Below are 17672 nucleotides of genomic sequence, written 5' to 3'. Positions count from 1 at the left end.
AAGCGCTAGCCTTCTAAAGGAGGAAAAATAAAATGACAAAAAACATTCATGATGTTGCATATGAATTACAAAAAGCAATCGCTGAAAACGAAGATTTCCAAACATTAAAAGCAAGCTACGCAGCAGTACAAGGTGATGCAAATTCAAAGAACTTATTCGATGAGTTCCGCGCAATGCAACTTGGCCTACAACAAAAAATGATGCAAGGTCAAGAAATCAGTGAAGAAGATAACCAAAAAGCACAAGAAGTTGTAGCTCGCATTCAACAAGATGCTAAAATCACAAAGTTAATGGAAACTGAACAACGTTTAAACATCGTTATCACTGACGTTAACAAAATTATCATGCAGCCACTTGAAGAATTATATAACGCGCAACAACAAGCGTAATGAGAGAAGACGCTCCTAGTATAGGAGCGTCTTTTTCAGTGACAATAAAGGTGTTTAATTTTAGTATAAGAAATGTAATAGCCACCTACTAAATTTAATTGTTGTAGCCTTTAATTTATAAAAATAATAAAGTTGGTTAATTCTTCTTCAACTAATGCCGCTTATTGAAAAAAAGTAGCTTGCTCCATTTACTAAATTTTCATCCTGTTTTACATAGCTTAATCTGCCTCAACATCTTTTTCACCTAAATTTTGAACAAATCTTAATAGATAACCATCAGGGTCCATAATTAAAAATTCTTTTTGTCCCTTTAATTTAGTATCAGCTCTATACCAATTCTCTTGAATATCAAATTTAATTGGATACTCGTTCTTTTTCAAACTATCATATAGTGAATCAATATCATTTATGATAATTTGAAAATTGATTCCTCTTCCGTACGGATAAGATAACTCCCCAGTACTCCAATGACCATTTACTTCTTCAATCATAATCTGGCAGTCATTTAAAGACAGTAAAGCAAACTTATCCTCTGGTCTTTGATATTCAATTTTAAATAGGAGAATTTCCGAATAGAAATTTAAACTTTTCTCCATATCTGAAACTGATAGCTCTGGTATTAATGCATTGAGTTTGTGCAAAAATGCTGCCCCCTTTGCTTAAGTTATTGATTATTATAACACTCAATATAAATTCTTCTTCTATTAAACTACTTCGTTAGTCCTATAAGAAGTAAACAACTTTATTATCTCAACACACGTCTTTTTTGTTTGTTATTTCTTGAAATACTCAGTCTCAATCTGTTTCTCCTTCAAAAACGTTTCAATTTCTTTTTGCTTCCTACCATTCACTTTCTCAAAGCGTTTTGTAAAAGAAAAATCAGTTTTGAATAAGTTACCATCTTGCGCGATTTTGTCTAATTCTTGCTCTAGTTCTACTGAAAGTGCCGTAGACGCTGAAATGTAATCATGAATTTCCTTTGAAGGCTGTTTGTAATCATCAGGGATCGTATTGTTACTAATAAAATCATGGAAGTTCGCATCATTTTGTTGCGCTAAATTTACTAGTTGTTTTAATTTCTCTCGGTCGGATTTCGTGACATTCTCGTCAGACATGGCTGACGAAAGTGGAACGATGTTTTCGTATAACTCTCCGCTATAATTTAAATACGTTTTTATATTTTGTTTCATTTCGTCTTCGTTAATCGTTTCATTCTTTTTTGAGGAAGTGAATATAGTTTCTGGAATTTTAATCGTTACATCTTTAATAGATTGTACATCGTTTTCTTCCTTAGGTTGTGCACTGTTTGAACAAGCTGATAGAAATAAAATTGTAAGTAACATGAGTAGATATAAAGTATAATTCTTCATTTTAATCTCCTTTTATATTCATTATTATCTCTGTAAAATAGCTACATTCCATTTTAAATACTTTACTAAAGTTGCGTATAGATGTTTTACCATTTGGTAACATATGACGGATATGAGTAAACCGCTACAAAAAGCGATGAACACATTATAAACGTCGGAATAACTAATTTGATGAAACCCTTTGAAAAATCCTAACCCTATTAATAAAATAGGTGAAATGATTAATACTGGAGTGGCAATGATAAGTGCTAGAATAATAGGTAATAAAAAGAGTAGTACGAAAAAGGCGATAATGATAAAGGCAAAGTTTAAAATACTTAAGCTCATAACAGAAAATAGTGCGGTTATCATATTTTTAAAGCTTCGTTTACTGTCAGCATTGCTTATTGCATATGAAACAGTAAGTTCTTTAGCAATAGTTTTAGGGTTTCCTAGTTTTCTAGAAATTTCTTCTTCACATTTCCCATCTTGTTTACCACTGATAAAATGAGTTTCGTACTCTGAAAGAATATCTTTCTTTTCTACATTAGGCATATTTCGCAGAGCAGAACTAAGTTGTTTCAAAAATTCACTTTTGTTCATAACAATCACTTTCCTTTATAAAATGATGAATTACAGCTGAGAATCCTATCTTTTGAAAAGGGGGATACGAATTAAAAAGTGTGTTCCAATTATTGGGCATTCCAATATTTACAAATATATCATTTAGTAGTGTTCTTTGCAAGGTACTATAATCTTATTAATACTTTGATGAGATGAAAGTTTTTTTGTACATTTTTAGAGAAGATATAAAAATATTATTTTAGGATAAATAAAGGGTTGTAAGCGCATTCCTTAGCAGTTGTCAAAATAATGTCAAATTCATATTCTTGGAAAAATAATGCATTTGTAATATAATGATAGAAGATACTTCACCACATTAATTAACTAGGTGAAATTAAAAATCTTTATTACACACATTATGAAATAAAGGAATGATTAGTTTGAGTACAGGTGTAAAAGCAAACGACGTGAAGACAAAAACAAAAGGAGCAGATCTTGTTGTTGATTGTTTAATTAAACAAGGTGTTACACATGTTTTCGGTATTCCAGGAGCGAAGATTGACTCTGTATTTGATGTACTGCAAGAAAGAGGACCAGAGTTAATTGTTTGTCGTCATGAACAAAACGCAGCATTTATGGCAGCTGCTATTGGTAGATTAACAGGGAAACCGGGCGTATGTCTTGTAACTTCAGGACCAGGGACATCGAATTTAGCGACAGGTCTTGTTACTGCGAATGCGGAGAGTGATCCCGTTGTTGCTTTAGCTGGTGCAGTTCCACGTACGGATCGATTAAAACGTACGCATCAATCTATGGATAATGCTGCACTATTCGAACCAATCACAAAATATAGCGTAGAAGTAGAACATCCTGATAATGTGCCAGAAGCACTATCAAATGCATTCCGAAGTGCGACTTCCACTAATCCAGGAGCTACTTTAGTAAGTCTTCCGCAAGACGTTATGACTGCGGAAACGACTGTAGAGTCTATCGGTGCGCTTTCTAAGCCGCAGCTTGGAATCGCTCCCACACATGAAATTACATATGTAGTAGAAAAAATAAAATCGGCGAAATTACCAGTTATTTTACTCGGTATGAGAGCGAGCACAAATGAAGTGACGAAAGCCGTTCGTGAATTAATTGCGGATACAGAACTTCCTGTCGTTGAAACATATCAAGCAGCTGGTGCAATTTCGCGTGAGTTAGAAGATCATTTCTTTGGCCGCGTTGGATTATTCCGTAACCAACCAGGTGATATTTTACTAGAAGAAGCAGATCTTGTTATTTCGATCGGTTATGACCCAATTGAGTATGATCCGAAATTCTGGAATAAACTTGGAGACAGAACGATCATTCATCTTGATGACCATCAAGCGGATATCGACCATGATTACCAACCAGAGCGTGAATTAATTGGCGATATCGCTTTAACAGTAAATAGCATTGCAGAAAAATTACCGAAACTTGTATTAAGTACGAAATCAGAAGCAGTGTTAGAACGATTACGCGCGAAATTATCAGAACAAGCAGAAGTTCCAAACCGTGCTTCAGAAGGTGTTACGCATCCGCTTCAAGTGATTCGTACACTTCGTTCTTTAATTAGTGACGATACAACCGTTACATGTGACATCGGTTCACATTCTATTTGGATGGCAAGATGTTTCCGTTCTTATGAACCACGTAGATTATTATTTAGTAACGGTATGCAAACGTTAGGTGTTGCACTTCCTTGGGCAATTGCTGCTACTTTAGTTGAACCGGGCAAGAAAGTTGTTTCCGTGTCAGGTGATGGTGGTTTCTTATTCTCTTCGATGGAATTAGAAACAGCGGTACGTTTAAACGCACCGATCGTACATCTTGTATGGAGAGACGGTACGTATGATATGGTTGCGTTCCAACAAATGATGAAATACGGTAGAACATCAGCTACAGAGTTTGGCGATGTCGATCTTGTGAAATATGCAGAAAGCTTCGGTGCAAAAGGTCTTCGCGTTAACACGCCTGATGAATTAGAAGGTGTATTGAAATCCGCATTAGCAGCAGATGGTCCTGTCATTATTGATGTTCCAATTGATTACCGTGATAACATTAAATTAAGCGAAAAATTATTACCAAACCAATTAAACTAATGGAGGCATGATTGAGATGACTGTTGCACAATTCATTGATATTGATGCAAAAAGAACGAAAACGAGTAATGAAGTATATCAAACATCTACAATGCTTGCGCTATTAGATGGTATATATGATGGTGTAATTAGCTTTGAGGAATTGAAAGAACGTGGTGATTTCGGCATCGGCACATTTGATCAATTAGATGGTGAAATGATTGCATTCGATAACGAATTTTATCATTTACGTTCAGATGGTTCAGCAGAAAAAGTAGAACCGGAAGAAACAACACCGTTTGCGACTGTAACGTTTTTTGAAAAAGAAATGAGTTATACAGTAGAGCGCTCGATGAATCGTGAAGAAATTGAGGCATTATTACATGAATTAATGCCAAGTAAAAACTTATTTTACGCGATTCGAATGGACGGTACATTCCGTGAAGTAAGAACGAGAACTGTTCCAAGACAAGAAAAACCGTATACACCGCTCGTTGAAGTGACGAAATCACAACCAATCTTTTCATTTAAACATACAGAAGGTACGCTTGCTGGATTTTGGACACCAGATTACGCGCAAGGTATTGGTGTAGCTGGTTTCCACTTACATTACATTGACGATGCAAGAAGCGGAGGCGGACATGTTTTCGATTATGTTGTAGAAAACTGTACGATCCAAATTTGTCAAAAAGCTCATATGCATTTAGCACTTCCAGAAACAGCTGATTTTATGGCAGCTGAATTATCGAGAGAAAACTTAGAGGATAATATAGCGACTGCGGAAGGCGCGGAGTAAAAGGGAGAGACTGTTCCATTGTGGAACAGTCTTCTTTTATTAATATTCCTTGTCGAATCGTTGATATATTTTGAGTTATGATAGATATATTTGAAAAATCGTTGATATATTGTAGGTTACGATAGATATATTCGGAAAATCGTTGATATCGTTTATTTCTTTGAAACAAACGGATGCCCCTCATAATAAAAACGCCACGGATAATGTACAGCTTCTTCTGCATAGTCGATGTTAATACGAGGTCCTGCTGTTATTTTATATTGTGATGATATGTGTTCTTCTTCTGGGACGAGTTCAATATGTAATGTATCACTTTGTAATGATACACCTCGTTCTTCTAAAGTAATTCCGAGGGCACGGCATAGTTTGCCAGGGCCGTTCGTTAAATTTTTATACTGCGCTTTTGTAACGTCGGTTTTGTTGTAGCGCGCTAGTTTTATTTCTTCTATTCCATCTACTGGCTCAAGGGCTCGAATGAGAACACCTTGTGGGGTGCCAACTGGCGCTGTAATGACGTTAAAACAATGATACATACCGTAAATTAAATATACGTAAGCATGTCCTGGTGCACCAAACATGACTTCCGTGCGACCTGTTCGTCTCCCGCCGTAACTATGTGCGGCCTTATCATCGGGACCTTTATATGCTTCTACTTCTACAATGATTCCGCTTCGTTTTATTCCATCTACAGTATGTACAAGTTTTTGTCCGAGTAATTTCTTTGCGACTTCTAACGTATCGCCTTCATAAAAGGAAGGTGGTGCTTGCATTGTACTATCTCCTTTACTGAGTGTATATGTATATAGTAAACCAAATTTTCAGTAGTAATTCTAACTCGTTCTATTTGCTACATTTATTTCATAAATTATGGATAGAGTACAACAGCGAAGAGGGGGAGTGCGACATGATTTATCGCTTACTAGCTCTTAACATAGATGGGACACTACTATACAACAACGGAAAAATTGCAAAAGGATTAAGAGAAACAATTGAATTTGTGAAAAGAAAAGACGTATACGTTACATTATTTACGAGCCGTAATTTTCAGTCTGCTCATAAAGTAGCAAAGGCATTAAAATTAGATTCTATATTAGTGACACACGGTGGTGCTTTCGTTTCAGCAACGTTAGATAAGCCGTACGTTCAAAAAAGATTATCTGAAGAGAAGACGTTTAACATCGTGCAAGTATTAGAGCACTTCGATTGTAACGTCCGCATTTCTCATGAACGGTTTTCAATCGGAAATCGGGAGAGGAATACACCAAACTTAATTGCGCGTACTGTATTATCGAGTGCAGATCCGTTATTTTATCCAGTTCAATTTGTAGACTCATTAGGTGATGCGCTTCGTGATCATCCAGTAGCGGCTCCGAAAATTGATGTGGTTTTCCAAAGTAAAGGTGAAAAAGAACGAGGGCTAAATACATTACGAAAAGCATTCCAAGATATAGAGTATGTTGAGTGTGATTCAAAACGAATAGAAATCTTGCCGCAAAATGTATCAAAATTACGCGGATTACAATTGCTTGGAGAGCATTTAAATATTTCGCTAAACGAAATGGTTGCGATTGGAGATAGTTTAGAAGATCTAGAAGTAATTGAAAATGTAGGGCTCGGGGTAGCGATGGGGAACGCACCTGTAGAGTTAAAGCAGGCAGCGGATTGGATTACACGTTCAAATAGTGAGAACGGTGTAGAGTATATGATTAAAGAACATTTCCGTAAGCAATTCCCGCTTCCGTTTTTGAAAAATCATAAAAATACACCGAAACGATGAAAGAAAAACGTAGCTTTTTGGCTACGTTTTTCTTTTGGTTTTACCCTAAGATTGAAAGCGTTTTACTCGAGTTAATTGTGTCTGAAATCTATACAATTTACTTGAATCCTTTAGAAAACTGTTGTAAAGTGGGTGATGTTGCCAAAATAGTTACACCACATGAAATATTCTTCAGGTTAATTTTGTTGAGCTCCATATGCAAAAAATACTTCCGCATGATAGTTTAGTTCACGTATTATCTCAAAAATGAATTGTAGTAATGTTATTAAGCAGTTGTAGAGTTTCTTGTTTTTATTTAAATGGATGATTTTAAGTTATTGTGAGTAAGGCTTGGTACATATGAAATGAGCTTCTTTTCATAAATTTAAGAATCATAAAAGGGGGAATGAATTTTTTGAGGAAATCATTTAATCAAAAAATAAAAAAATTAAGTAGTAGTTTTATAGTTATATTACTAGTATGTATGAATTTTTTAATCCATTTACCAGATAAAGCAGAGGCAGCTACAACAGAGTTAAAAGGTTTAGGTGATGTATCTTATTACAATGCAATCATTTTTGGAGATCATAGTGCAACGAGTGCGGATATTGAGGGTGCGATGGCTATTCAAAAAAATATGAACGCATCAAGTTATACAGTCTTAGCGGCTGCAACTGGAGCGCATAACTTAGCTGGAGCAACATGGGTAGAGGAAGGATATCCATCATTATTACTAGGTGGTCAATTTACGAAAGCGGGAACAGGACAAGTAATTATTCAAGATGGAACAGTGGCGATGACAAAAGATGGTGATCCAGAAGGTGCAATGAAATCATCATATGACCGTATCTCATATAAAGAGCAAGCGGAGATTGATGCTAAATTTAAAGAGTTTAGAAAAGACGTTGATAGTGTAATTGAGGATGCGGGCCAATTACATACTGATAAACCAAAACCTGGTATGACTTTTGGAATCGGTGAAGATGTAAATAACCCTAATATTTATGTTTCTTCAGGCCAAAATGGAAAGAAAACATTTGATGTAAAAGACGTTTTTCTTCCGAATGTAAGTAATAAAGACTTTATTGTTATTCATTCAGATGCAGAAGAAGTGAGTTTTGGTGGCGGTGCAATCTTGTATGATACAACAGATAAGGGCGGGTTCACATTAGTTAATACATCTCAAGCATATGATCCTAATTCCTTTTTTACCGAGTTAGCTAGTAAAGTCATTTGGGTGTTCCCTAATGCTACAAAGATAACAACTAAAGGATATGGTGTAGTAGGAAGTGTATTTGCGCCTAATGCAGTTGTAGAGACAAAAGGTGGCTCTATTAACGGACAAGCCTTTGTTGGTGGATTACACCAAAGAGATGGATTTGAGGTTCATAATTTTAAATTTAATTGGCCGAAATGGAAAAAGCCGGCTGCTGAAAAAGGAAATTTACAAATTAAAAAAGTTGATGAAAACGATGAAAATATTGTTTTAAAAGATGCGAAATTTGATGTTATAGACAAAGATAATAATGTTGTGGCTACTGTTACAACAAACGAAAAGGGTATTGCGGAAGTTAAAGATTTACCATTTGGTGATTATTTTGTAAAAGAAATTAGTGCACCAGAAGGATATATAAAAGTTGATACACCAGTAAAAGTAACAATTGATAATACAAACATAATTGAATTTGTTATGAAGAATACGAAAAAAGTAGAGAATGGTCAATTTAAATTATTGAAAAAAGATAGTGAATCTGGTCAACTTTTACCAGGTGCAAAATTTGATGTTATAGATAAAGATGGGAACGTTATCGAAACAATTATTACAGATGGTAAAGGTGAAGCTTTATCAAAACAACTTCCAGTTGGAACATATACATTAAAAGAAGTTGAAGCACCAAAAGGTTACGAACTAACATCTAGTTTAGTTCATGTTGATGTAGCTGCTAATAAAACAGTGACTGTAGATGTGTTGAATAAAAAAATTGTTGAAAAAGCTACAGGTCAATTTGAAATCGTAAAAGTGGATTCAGAAGATAAAGCGAAAGTATTATCAGATGCAGAATTTGAAGTGTACAAAGATGGTAAAAAAGTAGAGACGTTACGAACAGATAAAACAGGTAAAGTAACCTCTAAGAAATTAGAGCCAGGAACATACACATTAAAAGAAACGAAAGCACCACAAGGATATACATTATTAAAAGAAGAAATTGAAGTCGTTGTGGAAGCAAACAAAGTAGTACAAGTACAAGTAGAAAACGCAAAAGAACTAGGAAGCTTACAAGTAATCAAAAAGGATGCAGAGAGTGGAAAAGTTCTAGAAGGTGCAGAATTTAAGCTGAAAAATGAAACTGGTCAAGTAGTTGGAGAGGCGAAAACAACGAATAAAGCCGGCATTGTGAAATTCGAAAACTTAGTGCCAGGTAAGTATACGTTAGAAGAAACGAAAGCGCCAGAAGGCTACAAAGCGATAGAAGTAACAGTAGAAGTAAACGTTGTAGCAAATGAAGTAGCGAAACGAGAAGTATTGAATGAAAAAGTGAAAGAAGAAATTACAGGTCAATTAGAAATTACAAAAGTAGATGCTAATGATACAGGTAAAACATTAGCTGGCGCAGTGTTTGAAATTTGGAAAGATGGAACAAAAATAGACACATTAACAACAAATAAGAATGGTAAAGCAATTTCTAAGAAGTTAGAACCTGGAGATTACATTTTAAAAGAAGTTCATGCACCAGAAGGATATAAATTATCTGATAAGGAAATTAAATTTAAGATTTCTAATGAAAAAGTAGAAGTTAAAAATCTTGAAATTACAAATGAAAAAGAACAAGAAAAAGGTCCAGAAAAACCAGGCGAAGAAACAGAAAAACCAGGTGAAGAAACAGAGAAACCAGGTGAAGAAACAGAAAAGCCAGGTGAAGAAACAGAGAAACCAGGTGAAGAGACAGAAAAACCAGGTGAAGAAACAGAGAAGCCAGGTGAAGAAACAGAGAAACCAGGCGAAGAAACAGAAAAACCAGGTGAAGAAACAGAAAAACCAGGCGAAGAAACAGAGAAACCAGGTGAAGAAACAGAAAAGCCAGGTGAAGAAACAGAGAAACCAGGTGAAGAGACAGAAAAACCAGGTGAAGAAACAGAGAAGCCAGGCGAAGAAACAGAAAAGCCAGGTGAAGAGACAGAAAAACCAGGTGAAGAAACAGAAAAACCAGGCGAAGAAACAGAGAAACCAGGTGAAGAGACAGAAAAACCAGGCGAAGAAACAGAAAAGCCAGGTGAAGAAACAGAAAAACCAGGCGAAGAAACAGAAAAACCAGGCGAAGAAACAGAAAAACCAGGCGAAGAAACAGAGAAACCAGGTGAAGAAACAGAGAAACCAGGTGAAGAGACAGAAAAACCAGGTGAAGAAACAGAGAAGCCAGGTGAAGAAACAGAGAAGCCGGGTGAAGAAGTAGGAAAGCCTAACTTACCAGAAAAAGAGCAAGGCAGTTCCAATGATCAAAAACTTCCAGCTACAGGGCATAATACAAATTACCTTCCATTTATAGGTGTAATTCTTGTGTTATTAGGAATGCGTTTAAGATTTATGACTAAAAATAGCTAATAGATTTATAAAAGGCAGAAGAGAAATGTCATCTCTTCTGCCTTTAAGTTTTTAAATAGAAGAAATAAGGTAAAACCTTCTGTATTGACCTGCAAACGCCCTTCAAGTAAACTAAAGAGAGTTTGCAAATGAAAAGGTGATAATGTTGTTAATTTCAATTAAAACGCTACAAGATGATCGTTTTTTACGTCCGCTGCAAAATATTGGCGGCTTATTTTTTGAAGATAGTACGATTGGATTTGAACAAAAGGAAGCAAATCTTATTGTTGATATACACATTGAAGAGAATGTGAAAGCATCTGCTCGTTTAACAGATGTTGCTACTGGAAATGTGTATGAAGAAACTTTCGCAAAAGATTTATCTGCTTTCACAGATGAAAAAGAGCGTATGAAGCAAGTGAAGCACGTTGTTTCTTATGTATATCTTTCTGTTCTTCAGCAGTTAACTGGTCTTGAACAAAGTTGGGGCATTTTAACAGGAGTTCGTCCGACGAAACTCCTTCATAAAATGCTTCAAAGTGGTATGTCAAAAGAAGAAGCACACCAAGAACTTCGTGAAAGCTATTTAATTCATGAAGAGAAAATTGAACTTCTTCAGCGTATTGCTGATTGCCAATTAGCGGTAGTTCCGGATTTATACCGTTTGAAAGAGGAAGTAAGTATTTATATCGGTATTCCATTCTGCCCAACAAAATGTGCATATTGTACATTCCCGGCGTATGCAATTAACGGACGCCAAGGCTCTGTTGATTCATTCTTAGGTGGTTTACATTATGAAGTTCGTGAAATTGGTAAGTTTTTAAAAGAAAAAGGTGTAACAGTTACGACGATTTATTACGGCGGCGGTACACCGACAAGTATTACAGCAGAAGAGATGGATATGCTGTATGAAGAAATGTATGAAGCGTTCCCAGATGTGAAAAATGTGCGTGAAGTAACAGTTGAGGCAGGTCGCCCAGATACAATTACGCCAGCAAAACTAGAAGTGTTAAATAAATGGAACATTGACCGTATTAGTATTAATCCGCAGTCATACCATCAAGAGACATTAAAAGCAATTGGGCGTCATCATACTGTAGAAGAAACAATTGAGAAGTATCACTTAGCTCGTGAAATGGGAATGAACAATATTAATATGGACTTAATTATTGGTCTTCCTGGTGAAGGGTTAGATATTTTCAAGCACACGTTAGATGAGACAGAAAAGTTAATGCCAGAATCGTTAACAGTTCATACGTTATCATTCAAACGTGCTTCTGAAATGACGCAAAACAAACGTAAATATAAAGTAGCAGGTCGCGAAGAAATTACAGCGATGATGCATGAAGCAGAAGAGTGGACGCAAAAGCATAATTACGTACCATATTATCTATATCGTCAAAAGAATATTTTAGGTAACTTAGAGAACGTTGGTTATGCAATGCCGACGCAAGAAAGTATTTATAACATTGTTATTATGGAAGAAGTTCAATCGATTATCGGACTTGGTTGTGGTGCATCAAGTAAATTTGTTCATCCGAAGACAGGTGCAATTACGCACTTCGCAAATCCGAAAGATCCAAAATCATATAACGATGGCTTCGTAAAATATACAGAAGACAAACTGAAAATTTTAGAAGAGCTATTTGTATAAGAAGAAGGAGGTTGTTCCGATTTGGAATAGCCTCTTTTTTATATTTTTGTGAGTAAGTTGCTATAATTTCATTTACCAAAAAACCACACTGTTTGTAAAACTATGTCGATAATAATCAGAAAAATTAGTCAAATCATTAGAGGACAATGTCTACTTATGGACGAAATGATAGATTTATGAAAGAGAAAAGGGGGAAATTGTTGGCATGTACATGACGATAGGGAGAATATTTGATTTAGCGGTTGGTAAGTATCCGAATAAAGAGGCGTTAGTAGAGCCGGAAAAAAATATTCGCTGGACGTATAAACAGTGGGATGAGCAAATAAATAAAACGGCGCAAGCTCTATTAGAAGAAGGGGTAAGAAAGGGAGATACTGTATCTGTTTACTTATATAACTGCCGTGAATTTGTAAGCGTTTACTTAGCCTGTGCGAAAATTGGTGCGATCTTTAACCCGATTAATTTTCGCTTAAAAGCAAAAGAAGTATCTTATATTCTCCAGGACGCATCCTCCAAAGTCGTTGTCTTTGAAAAAGCAGTTGAATCAACTGTCGCTATCATTGAACGAGATTTTCCAAATTCGTCTTTTTGGTATGTAGAAGACGATACACCTTCTTATGCAAGTTCTTACCATGAAAAAGTAAATGCGGCATCTTCTGACAAAGTACATATCGAAATTGATGAAATGGATTATTGTTCTATGCTGTATACGAGCGGTACGACAGGTCATCCGAAAGGCGTATTGCATCGTCATCGTGAAATGACCGAGCATAGTATGATTTGTACGTATTTCTTAAAATATAATAGAGATAGTGCCGGACTTGTTGTAGCACCTTTATATCATTGCGGCGAGTTAAATGCTGGAATCATTCCGCGCATTCAAGTTGGCGGAAAGAATGTTATTTTGCATCATTTTGATACGGATAGAGTATTACATACGATTCAAGAAGAGAAGATTACGACGTTTTTTGCAGCACCGACGATGTGGAATATGTTACTGCAAAAAGATTTAACACAGTACGATTTAACGTCGATGAAGATTGGTATATATGGTGGAGCGGCGATGGCGCCAGCGTTAGTGAAGGAATGTAAAGAACGTCTTTATATTGATCTTGTACAAATTTACGGAATGACAGAAATGGGACCAGTTGTTGCATTTCTCGTAGAAGAAGATCAAATTACGAAAGCAGGTTCAGCGGGAACACCATGCTTTAGTCATGAAATTCGCATTGTAAAACCAAGCGATGATGCACCAGCAGAGCCAGATGATGTATTGCCTCCTTATGAAGTTGGGGAGATTATTTTGCGCGGCCCAACTATGATGGCTGGTTATCATAACCGAGAAGAAGCAAATGAAAAATCAATGTATAAAGGATGGTATCACTCTGGTGATTTAGGTTACTTCGATAAAGATGGCTATTTATTCGTCGCAGATCGTGTGGATGATATGGTAATTAGCGGAGGCGTTAATATTTATCCACGTGAAATTGAAGATTTTCTTCATAGTCATCCTGGTGTATTAGATGTTGCGGTGCTTGGTGAGCCAGATGAATTATGGGGAGAACGTGTTGTGGCTGTTGTTGTAAAGAAAGAAGAAGCGATTACAGAAGAAGATTTGGAAGTATATTGTAAAGAAAGTGATGAATTAGCAGATTATAAACGTCCACGTCATTACTTATTTGTGGATGAACTGCCTCGTAATGCGAGTGGAAAATTACAAAAATTTGTCTTGAGAGAGTCGTTGAAAGGTGCAAAACAATAGAGAGTAGATCAGTTGTCTATACAAATAAAGCTATCTTTTTTAATAAGAAAAGATAGCTTTATTTTTTTGAAAACGATTGAAAAAATGGTGTGTATCTTCTATTTAAACTCTCTTCTATTATTATATAAAAATATTTTTTAGGGGTTTGCACTTTGCTTATAAATGTATGTAATCCGCTTTAAATAAGGGTTTTGTGAACTTTTTAGGTGGATTGTATAGATGTTAAAATAATAAATTTAGTAAGAGTGGAATAAATTTATTAGAGGAGAATTATCGCTGAAAGATAAAGAAAGTTAGTCATCAGATGACCTTATGAACAAAATGGTCATTTAGTATATTTTGGTAGCATGAATATAGTAACAAATTAATATGTAAATGAACAGTCTTGTAATGTGTTTTTATTAGGAATAGTATTTATTGTTGGCTGCCCGAAAAAAGTAGGAATGAACACAATATAGTGAATGAATTGTATTGTTTATTATTTTATGTTGTAGAACTAACGATGGTTTGATGCTGCAAATAATCTTTAGTCTGTACCCCCTTAGTTTAAGGGGTATTTTGGGTGGAATAGATTTCATGGTTAAAAGTTTAACAATTAATATTGGAGGTTTTATGAGTACATATTTAAAAAGAATATCTGTGATTTGTTTTATTTTTACTGTTCTTATTGGACAAGTTTTTATGCCTATCATAGGGCATGCTCAAGAATTAAATACGACAGGATTTGTTGATAGTTTTGCGATTGAAAAAACAAAATTAAATTATGGGGAACAGACTAGCATACGTGTAGATTTTAGTGAAAAGCCTGGGAAGAAGATGAAGTCCGGGGATACATTAACGTTAGCACTTCCTCCAGAATTAAAAGGTTATAGTGGCACAATTGCGTTAAAGGATGAGGCAGGGCGTGTTTTTGGCACGTGCCAAATTAATGCAAATAATGTGGTTTGTACATTTAATGATACGGTAGAGAAGCTTAAAGATATTAGAGGGAACTTTAATTTCACTGTTCAAGGTACGAATGTTGAAGCCGGAAAGACGAAAGATGTACAAACGAATTTAGGGACAGATTTAGAAAAACAAATGGTAAGTATTACGCATCCAAAAGGGGACGGGAAAGAACCGGGAATCTTTTTCTATAAATCTGGTGATATTCAGCCAGATAAAAGTAATGAAGTACGTTGGTTTTTAAATATAAATTTAAAGAAACAGTATTTACATGACAATATCGTTTTGAAAGATACGTTACAAGAAGGACAAATGCTTAATAAAGGTAGTTTCTATATAACGATTAATAATAAAGAATATTTGTCTCTTGAGAAATTTCAACAGCGAGGTTATGGATATATTAAGTTTACTAGCGATAATTCATTTGAAGTTGTAGTTTATAGACATATGGGGAACGCCACTTCGTTTACTATTGCCTATACATCAACTATAACTGAGAGTGGGAAAAAGTTAGAATTTCTACAAAATGACTATAAACTTGACTATCAAATTTTATATGAGAAGCCTACTTCTGAATCTAATAGTGTAAAGGTTAAAAATATATCATTCGGTGGCGAAGCTGAAGGGGATTTACCTGCGAAAGGAACGCTGCAAATTGTAAAGCATATTGAAGGAAACGAAGGGAAAGTGATCCCAGGTGTTTCTTTTAAATTATTTACAGAGTCAGGTCAGCAAATTGGTGATTCCTATACAACAAATCAAGACGGAATAGTTGAAGCGCCAAACCTTGCTCCAGGTAATTACTATGTGCAAGAAATCGCTGCTCCGAGCTACGTAGAGTTTGATCCGAAAGCAAAAATTTCTTTTACAATTAAGCCGGATGCTGTAAATGGAATTAAACTTATGATTTCAAATAAGTTAAAAACTACATCTGTTGCAGGAACGAAAACGTGGGAAGGCGATAAAGTAAACGATCGCCCAAAAACGATTAAAGTAGATTTACTGCAAAATGGTAAAGTCATTGCAACAAAAGAAGTTACGGCAGCAAATGATTGGAAATATGAGTTTGGAAAGCTACCAGCAGTTGATAATGCCGGAAAAACTTATACGTATGAAGTGAAAGAACAACTAGTATCAGGATATCAATCGAAAGTTAACGGATATGATATTATAAATATAAAAATCCACGAAGTAACGGAAGTAGAAGAGCAAGGTAAAGAAGAGTCAATAGAAGAACTGGAAGTCCCAAGTGAACCGCAAGCACCAAAGGTAACAGAAGAGCCGAAAGAGTTAGAGAAGCCAGAAGTTACGGAGAAGCCGGAAATTCATGTAAAACCAGAAGAAGAGCAAGTTGAAGAAGGAACAACAGAAGAAATAAAAGAAGAAAAACCGGAAGAGCCAAAAGTGACAGAAGAGCCGAAAGAGTTAGAGAAGCCAGAAGTTACGGAGAAGCCGGAAATTCATGTAAAACCAGAAGAAGAGCAAGTTGAAGAAGAAACAATAGAAGAAATAAAAGAAGAAAAACCGGGAGATCCAAAAGTGACAGAAGAGCCGAAAGAGTTAGAGAAGCCAGAAGTTACGGAGAAGCCGGAAATTCATGTAAAACCAGAAGAAGAGCAAGTTGAAGAAGGAACAACAGAAGAAATAAAAGAAGAAAAACCGGAAGAGCCAAAAGTGACAGAAGAGCCGAAAGAGTTAGAGAAGCCAGAAGTTACGGAGAAGCCGGAAATTCATGTAAAACCAGAAGAAGAGCAAGTTGAAGAAGGAACAACAGAAGAAATAAAAGAAGAAAAACCGGAAGAGCCAAAAGTGACAGAAGAGCCGAAAGAGTTAGAGAAGCCAGAAGTTACGGAGAAGCCGGAAATTCATGTAAAACCAGAAGAAGAGCAAGTTGAAGAAGGAACAACAGAAGAAATAAAAGAAGAAAAACCGGAAGAGCCAAAAGTGACAGAAGAGCCGAAAGAGTTAGAGAAGCCAGAAGTTACGGAGAAACCGGAAATTCATGTAACACCAGAAGAAGAACAAAATAAAGAAGAAACAACAGAAGAAATAAAAGAAGAAAAACCGGAAACACCAAAGGTAACAGAAGAGCCGAAAGAGCTAGAGAAGCCAGAAGTTACGGAGAAGCCGGAAATTCATGTAACACCAGAAGAAGAAAAAGTTGAAGAAGAAACGACAGAAGAAATAAAAGAAGAAAAACCGGAAACACCAAAGGTAACAGAAGAGCCGAAAGAGCTAGAGAAGCCAGAAGTTACGGAGAAGCCGGAAATTCATGTAACACCAGAAGAAGAAAAAGTTGAAGAAGAAACGACAGAAGAAATAAAAGAAGAAAAACCGGAAGAGCCAAAAGTGACAGAAGAGCCGAAAGAGTTAGAGAAGCCAGAAGTTACGGAGAAACCGGAAATTCATGTAACACCAGAAGAAGAACAAAATAAAGAAGAAACAACAGAAGAAATAAAAGAAGAAAAGCCGAAAGTAACAGAAGAACCGAAAGAGTTAGAGAAGCCAGAGGTTACGGAGAAACCGGAAGTATTAAACAAACAAGATGTACAAGAAAAAGTAGAAGTACAAAACAAGCAAGATGTACGCAGTAAAGTAGAAGTGCAAAATAAATCTGAAGTATCATCAAGTGAAGAAAATAATAAGAAATCAAAACTTCTTCCTCAAACAGGTGGAGCATCAACAGAAGCTACTTCTGTTATGGCAGGTATGTTCTTATTACTTTTCGGAGCGCTGTTGTTTAGACGTCAGAAAAACTAATGAACATGA

Annotated in this window: 12 protein-coding genes; 8 read left to right on the top strand and 4 right to left on the bottom strand. The window is 35.8% G+C overall.

Annotated features, from left to right (window positions below):
• The first annotated feature begins 32 nt into the window (after positions 1 to 32).
• The gene (locus ACUN0F_RS29225) at positions 33 to 389 is read left to right on the top strand and encodes a YlbF/YmcA family competence regulator (protein WP_000164619.1); all 357 of its coding nucleotides are present in this window, start codon (positions 33 to 35) and stop codon (positions 387 to 389) included.
• 218 nt (positions 390 to 607) lie between these two features.
• Here ACUN0F_RS29225 and ACUN0F_RS29220 read toward each other — a convergent pair whose 3' ends face one another.
• The 3 genes from ACUN0F_RS29220 to ACUN0F_RS29210 all read right to left on the bottom strand — a co-directional run bounded on the left by ACUN0F_RS29220 (position 608) and on the right by ACUN0F_RS29210 (position 2341).
• Positions 608 to 1030, bottom strand: a complete 423-nt coding sequence (locus ACUN0F_RS29220; RefSeq protein ID WP_080468595.1) for a bleomycin resistance protein — start codon at positions 1028 to 1030, stop codon at positions 608 to 610.
• A gap of 132 nt (positions 1031 to 1162) precedes the next feature.
• Positions 1163 to 1759, bottom strand: a complete 597-nt coding sequence (locus ACUN0F_RS29215) for an NDxxF motif lipoprotein (RefSeq protein WP_264462315.1) — start codon at positions 1757 to 1759, stop codon at positions 1163 to 1165.
• 24 nt (positions 1760 to 1783) lie between these two features.
• A complete protein-coding gene (locus ACUN0F_RS29210) occupies positions 1784 to 2341 on the bottom strand; it encodes a DUF1700 domain-containing protein (protein WP_445540631.1) in 558 nt (185 codons plus the stop codon).
• Between the two features lie 401 nt (positions 2342 to 2742).
• Between ACUN0F_RS29210 and alsS the strand changes: the two genes are divergently transcribed.
• Positions 2743 to 4431, top strand: coding sequence for an acetolactate synthase (gene alsS, locus ACUN0F_RS29205; protein ID WP_445540630.1), 1689 nt, complete (start codon positions 2743 to 2745; stop codon positions 4429 to 4431).
• 16 nt (positions 4432 to 4447) lie between these two features.
• Complete coding sequence (gene alsD / locus ACUN0F_RS29200; protein ID WP_445540629.1) at positions 4448 to 5206, top strand: alpha-acetolactate decarboxylase; 759 nt, start codon at positions 4448 to 4450, stop codon at positions 5204 to 5206.
• 152 nt (positions 5207 to 5358) lie between these two features.
• On the opposite strand, the gene ACUN0F_RS29195 is transcribed toward alsD, so the two are convergent.
• The gene (locus ACUN0F_RS29195; protein ID WP_445540628.1) at positions 5359 to 5976 is read right to left on the bottom strand and encodes a DNA-3-methyladenine glycosylase; all 618 of its coding nucleotides are present in this window, start codon (positions 5974 to 5976) and stop codon (positions 5359 to 5361) included.
• Between the two features lie 134 nt (positions 5977 to 6110).
• Here ACUN0F_RS29195 and ACUN0F_RS29190 point away from each other — a divergent pair, with 134 nt between their 5' ends.
• The 5 genes from ACUN0F_RS29190 to ACUN0F_RS29170 all read left to right on the top strand — a co-directional run bounded on the left by ACUN0F_RS29190 (position 6111) and on the right by ACUN0F_RS29170 (position 17663).
• The gene (locus ACUN0F_RS29190; RefSeq protein WP_264462319.1) at positions 6111 to 6983 is read left to right on the top strand and encodes a Cof-type HAD-IIB family hydrolase; all 873 of its coding nucleotides are present in this window, start codon (positions 6111 to 6113) and stop codon (positions 6981 to 6983) included.
• Positions 6984 to 7377: 394 nt separating this feature from the next.
• Positions 7378 to 10563 (top strand): SpaA isopeptide-forming pilin-related protein, encoded by a 3186-nt coding sequence (locus tag ACUN0F_RS29185; protein ID WP_445540627.1) that lies wholly within the window; start codon positions 7378 to 7380, stop codon positions 10561 to 10563.
• 142 nt (positions 10564 to 10705) lie between these two features.
• Positions 10706 to 12196, top strand: coding sequence for a coproporphyrinogen III oxidase (locus ACUN0F_RS29180; RefSeq protein WP_445540626.1), 1491 nt, complete (start codon positions 10706 to 10708; stop codon positions 12194 to 12196).
• A gap of 205 nt (positions 12197 to 12401) precedes the next feature.
• A complete protein-coding gene (locus ACUN0F_RS29175; RefSeq protein ID WP_445540625.1) occupies positions 12402 to 13958 on the top strand; it encodes a fatty acid--CoA ligase in 1557 nt (518 codons plus the stop codon).
• Between the two features lie 612 nt (positions 13959 to 14570).
• The gene (locus tag ACUN0F_RS29170; protein ID WP_445540854.1) at positions 14571 to 17663 is read left to right on the top strand and encodes a Cna B-type domain-containing protein; all 3093 of its coding nucleotides are present in this window, start codon (positions 14571 to 14573) and stop codon (positions 17661 to 17663) included.
• Positions 17664 to 17672 lie beyond the last annotated feature (9 nt).

The organism is Bacillus sp. 1A, assembly GCF_052682215.1.
The sequence above is the reverse complement of the archived record's forward strand: the minus strand, read 5'-3'. Positions and strand labels throughout refer to the sequence as shown.

What these genes read in the sequence shown, in the direction of transcription:
- ACUN0F_RS29190 (WP_264462319.1), top strand. Translation starts at nt 6,111, where the DNA reads ATGATTTATCGCTTACTAGCTCTTAACATAGATGGGACACTACTATAC.
- ACUN0F_RS29180 (WP_445540626.1), top strand. Translation starts at nt 10,706, where the DNA reads ATGTTGTTAATTTCAATTAAAACGCTACAAGATGATCGTTTTTTACGT.
- ACUN0F_RS29170 (WP_445540854.1), top strand. Translation starts at nt 14,571, where the DNA reads ATGAGTACATATTTAAAAAGAATATCTGTGATTTGTTTTATTTTTACT.
- alsD (WP_445540629.1), top strand. Translation starts at nt 4,448, where the DNA reads ATGACTGTTGCACAATTCATTGATATTGATGCAAAAAGAACGAAAACG.
- ACUN0F_RS29175 (WP_445540625.1), top strand. Translation starts at nt 12,402, where the DNA reads ATGTACATGACGATAGGGAGAATATTTGATTTAGCGGTTGGTAAGTAT.
- ACUN0F_RS29210 (WP_445540631.1), bottom strand. Translation starts at nt 2,341, where the DNA reads ATGAACAAAAGTGAATTTTTGAAACAACTTAGTTCTGCTCTGCGAAAT.
- ACUN0F_RS29215 (WP_264462315.1), bottom strand. Translation starts at nt 1,759, where the DNA reads ATGAAGAATTATACTTTATATCTACTCATGTTACTTACAATTTTATTT.
- ACUN0F_RS29225 (WP_000164619.1), top strand. Translation starts at nt 33, where the DNA reads ATGACAAAAAACATTCATGATGTTGCATATGAATTACAAAAAGCAATC.
- ACUN0F_RS29195 (WP_445540628.1), bottom strand. Translation starts at nt 5,976, where the DNA reads ATGCAAGCACCACCTTCCTTTTATGAAGGCGATACGTTAGAAGTCGCA.